Source organism: uncultured Anaerofustis sp. (assembly GCF_938029165.1).
Taxonomy (GTDB): Bacteria; Bacillota; Clostridia; order Eubacteriales; family Anaerofustaceae; genus Anaerofustis.
On the sequence record NZ_CALHFB010000028.1, the window covers coordinates 1 to 3981 of the forward strand.

Genomic DNA, 3981 nt, shown 5'->3' on the forward strand with positions numbered 1-3981 from the left:
TAAAAGTTTTATCTTAAATTAAAGGTAATAAATCTTTTAGGTAATATGCGGGTGAATGATTTCAGTAAGTTTAATATCACTTTTGCCGAAGGCTTTAGCACCACGCAGTGGAAGAATTTGACTGTTTACCCATTTAATAAATGGGCTGGATTTTGTTAAAAATCCGGATGTGCCTTGGCACATTAAACAACACGAGCGGATTTGCGCCAGCAAGATTTGCGAGTTTTCCTAATTTTTTCTTTGGAAAAAACTTCGCGGGGTTTTAGGGGTGGAGCCCCTAGAAGTGGTTGTAGGGCAGAGCCCTACATGGGATGTAAGGGGAACTTCCCCTTAATAAAATACCTCTCACAATGTAGCCTTGATTTGAATAATATAGACTATATAGGTATGGGAGGAAAGTAAATGGACAGTTTCGTTATTGAAGGCGGCAGAAAATTAGACGGCGATATAAACTTGCAGGGCTGCAAGAATGCGGCTTTACCGATTTTGGCAGCATCTATACTAAACAAATCGGAAAGTATCATACATAATGTACCGGGTATCGAAGATGTAGGTATAATGATAAAATTGCTTAAAGATCTTGGATGTAAGGTAATAAAAGAAGGAAACACCATATCGGTGAATTCCAAGGACTTGAATAAGACGAGCCTTAATGAGGGGTTACTCAGAAAAATGCGCTCTTCTATAATGCTTATGGGGGCGGTGCTCTCTCTTAATAAGGAATGCAGTTTTTCCATGCCCGGAGGATGTGATATCGGACTCAGACCGATAGACATGCATATCAAAGCATTAAAAGAATTGGGCTGTGAAATGAGTGAAGAAAATGGTATCATAACTCTAAGAGGAGATAACTTGAAGGGAAAGAACATCCAGCTTGATTTTCCCAGTGTAGGCGTTACGGAGAACGTCATGCTTGCGTCCGTACTGGCAGAAGGTGTGACCGCAATAGGCAATCCCGCCAAGGAGCCTGAAATAATCGACCTTCAAAATTTCCTCAATTCAATGGGAGCCAGAGTATACGGAGCTGGAACCAATACCGTTTATATCGAAGGAGTAAAAGAGCTCAAAAGCTGTGAATATACTGTCATGAGCGACAGGATAGCATGCGGGACTTTTATGTGTCTTGCAAATATGACCGGAAGCAGTATATACTTAAAAGATGCGAAAGTAGATACTATGAAAGCTGTTTACTATAAATTAATGGAAAGCGGTGCAAGGTTTAAGATATACAGTGACGGGATATTAATAAAGGGCGCCGATAAGATAAAAGCAATAGATTCGCTTATCACACTTCCTTATCCGGGTTTTCCCACGGATATGCAGTCTCAGTTCGGAGCAATGCTGTCTCTTGCCGAGGGGGTAAGTATAATAAACGAAACCATATTTGAAAATAGGTTCAAATATACATGCGAACTTACAAGGATGGGTGCAAATATGAATGTAAACGGGACTACCCTTGTTATAAACGGAGTGGAAAGCTTAGGCGGTGCAAATATGTATGCAGAAGATCTAAGAGGCGGTGCAAGTCTTGTTATAGCTGCGCTTGCCGCAGAGGGCAAAAGCAATATTTACGATATATATCATATCGACAGAGGATATGAAAATTTAGAAAAGACTTTAAGAGGACTTGGAGCAAAAATAGACAGAAATAAGTAAAGGTGTAATTATGGGTAAGAGTTATTATGAAGCACATACATACAGACCTAGAAAAAAACGAAGAAAAAAAAGACGCAGATTTTTTAATCCGAAATCGCTTCTTATTATTTTTATATTCATAATCATAATTGTAGGTGCTTTATTTGTAACTACTTCCGATATTTTTAATATCGAGAGTGTAGAAGTTGAAAACAATCAAATATCAAATAAAGAGGAGATCGTCGCAAGAAGCGGGATAATAGCAGGGGAGAATATTTATTCTTTCAGTGCGGGAAAAGCCGAAGAAGAAATCGAGAGGATAACCATAGTAAAAAAAGCAAAGATACATAGAAAATTTCCCTCAACGGTCGTAATAGAAATAGAAGAAAGATCTCCTTATTTCATACTTCAGGAAGAAAAGACTTTCTACGATATCGACGATGAGGGTAAGGTCATATCTTCATCTGAAACTCTTACGAGGTATGATGTTCCCATAGTTACGGGGATAAAGATAAAGGACCTTGAAGAAGGTAAAAAATTATTTGATTTAAGCGATGTACAAGTTCAGACATTAAAACAAGTCTTTGAATTTTTGAAAGAAAACGAAATGCTTAAAAAAGTTTCACAGTTTTACGTTGACGGTTCGGGAAAGTATAATCTATACTTTGAAAACGGAAGTGTCCTGCAGTTTGCAAACTTTTCCGCTTTTTCGTACCACAAAAGTTTTGTCCTCTATTTCATAAAAAACATGGATATGAAGCAAAAGGTGGAACTCATACAGGGAGTTAACCCAATATATAGTAAGATATAGCATTTAAAGTCAAATATGTAGTAAAAATCACAAAAAAGTGTTGCATATATTAAAAAATAATATTAAAATAGAATAGAATTAGTTTACTATGTTTAGGAGGAGTTATTATGCCATACGAAATGGAAGATATACATATGGGTAATTTTGCGGATATAAGAGTAATCGGCGTTGGCGGCGGTGGCAACAATGCTGTTAATAGAATGATAGAAGGCGGACTTCAAGGAGTTAGGTTCGTTGCGGTAAATACCGATGCACAGGCTTTGAGCGAGTCTTTAAGCGAAAACAAAGTGCAGATAGGAGACAGGACTACAGGAGGTCTCGGTGCAGGTGCAAATCCACAAGTTGGACAAGAGTCTGCGGAAGAGAGCAGTGATGAACTTAAAAAAATCGTAGAAGGCGCAGACCTTTTATTCATTACCGCAGGAATGGGCGGCGGAACAGGTACCGGTGCGAGCCACGTTATCGCTAAGATAGCAAAAGAACTCGGTGTACTTACCATTGCCGTTGTAACAAGACCATTCGGTTTCGAAGGTAAAGTAAGAGCTTCCAATTCAGATCTTGGTATAAGACTTCTAAGAGAGCACGTAGATGCACTTGTCGTTATCCCAAATGAAAAATTGCTTGGGATAGCAGATAAGAATACGACATTCAAAGATGCGTTAAAATTAGCTGACGATGTATTATCACAAGGTGTCAGAGGTATCTGCGACCTTATCGGTATAACAGGTATCGTAAACTTAGACTTCTCTGACGTTAAGACTATCATGAAAGATGCCGGAATGGCACACATGGGTGTTGGTTACGGTACAGGCGAAGACAAAGCCGTTGAAGCCGTACAGGAAGCAGTTAAATCTCCGCTTCTTGAAACGAGTATCAAAGGTGCTACAGGTGTTATCATCAATATTACCGGTGGGGAAGATCTATCATTATTTGAAATCAATAAGGCTGCGGAAATAGCAAGAGAAGAAGCCGACCCTGATGCAAATGTTATCTTTGGTGCCGCAATAGACCCAAGTCTTGAGGACAGCGTTAAGATAACTATCATCGCTACGGGCTTCAACATGAAGAATAAAAATGGACAACTTGTTGAACTTGCGGAAGAAGAAATAAAGAAAGAAGCTGAACCAGAAGCTGAAGAAGTTGTTAGAAAAGAAAAGAAAAATGATTGGGGAGATATCCCTGATTTCTTAAAGGACTCTTTATCAAGAAGAGACAGAGACGATTATTAATATATATAATTTAGACCGCTTTAAGCGGTCTTTTTGCATGTGTTAAAAAGTTGGTAATCATTTAAATAAAAAGGAAGGACTCAGCGTCCCTCCTTTTTTATACTCTCCGATATATCTTTTATTATCATTTTTATTGCTTCGTTTTTAGATACCTTTTTGATTTTACAGTATTCCACCAATTTATTATAACTTTCTTTATCTAAATCGATGTCCAAATATTCTACGTCGTTCATTATTTTAACCTCCGTTTAATCCTTGCCAAACAGAAGTATGCAGTGTATAATATTTACATACTCCGTTTGGGGT

Annotated in this window: 4 protein-coding genes; 3 read left to right on the forward strand and 1 reads right to left on the reverse strand. The window is 38.2% G+C overall.

Features of this window, described 5'->3' with window-relative positions; all coding sequences use genetic code 11:
* Positions 1-402 precede the first annotated feature (402 nt).
* From murA to ftsZ, 3 genes are all read left to right on the forward strand, one after another.
* Entirely contained in the window at positions 403-1656 is a 1254-nt protein-coding gene (murA, locus tag Q0516_RS02920) for a UDP-N-acetylglucosamine 1-carboxyvinyltransferase (RefSeq protein WP_294468963.1), read from the forward strand.
* Positions 1657-1666: 10 nt separating this feature from the next.
* Complete coding sequence (locus tag Q0516_RS02925) at positions 1667-2446, forward strand: FtsQ-type POTRA domain-containing protein (protein ID WP_294468965.1); 780 nt, start codon at positions 1667-1669, stop codon at positions 2444-2446.
* A gap of 107 nt (positions 2447-2553) precedes the next feature.
* Positions 2554-3675: a cell division protein FtsZ gene (gene ftsZ, locus Q0516_RS02930; RefSeq protein ID WP_294468967.1), complete on the forward strand. Its 1122-nt coding sequence runs from the start codon at positions 2554-2556 to the stop codon at positions 3673-3675.
* A gap of 80 nt (positions 3676-3755) precedes the next feature.
* On the opposite strand, the gene Q0516_RS02935 is transcribed toward ftsZ, so the two are convergent.
* The gene (locus tag Q0516_RS02935) at positions 3756-3908 is read right to left on the reverse strand and encodes a hypothetical protein (RefSeq protein WP_294468970.1); all 153 of its coding nucleotides are present in this window, start codon (positions 3906-3908) and stop codon (positions 3756-3758) included.
* Positions 3909-3981: the final 73 nt, after the last annotated feature.

Excerpts from the sequence above, each read along its gene's own strand:
- Q0516_RS02935 (WP_294468970.1), bottom strand. The coding sequence starts at position 3,908 with ATGAACGACGTAGAATATTTGGACATCGATTTAGATAAAGAAAGTTAT.
- Q0516_RS02925 (WP_294468965.1), top strand. The coding sequence starts at position 1,667 with ATGGGTAAGAGTTATTATGAAGCACATACATACAGACCTAGAAAAAAA.
- murA (WP_294468963.1), top strand. The coding sequence starts at position 403 with ATGGACAGTTTCGTTATTGAAGGCGGCAGAAAATTAGACGGCGATATA.
- ftsZ (WP_294468967.1), top strand. The coding sequence starts at position 2,554 with ATGCCATACGAAATGGAAGATATACATATGGGTAATTTTGCGGATATA.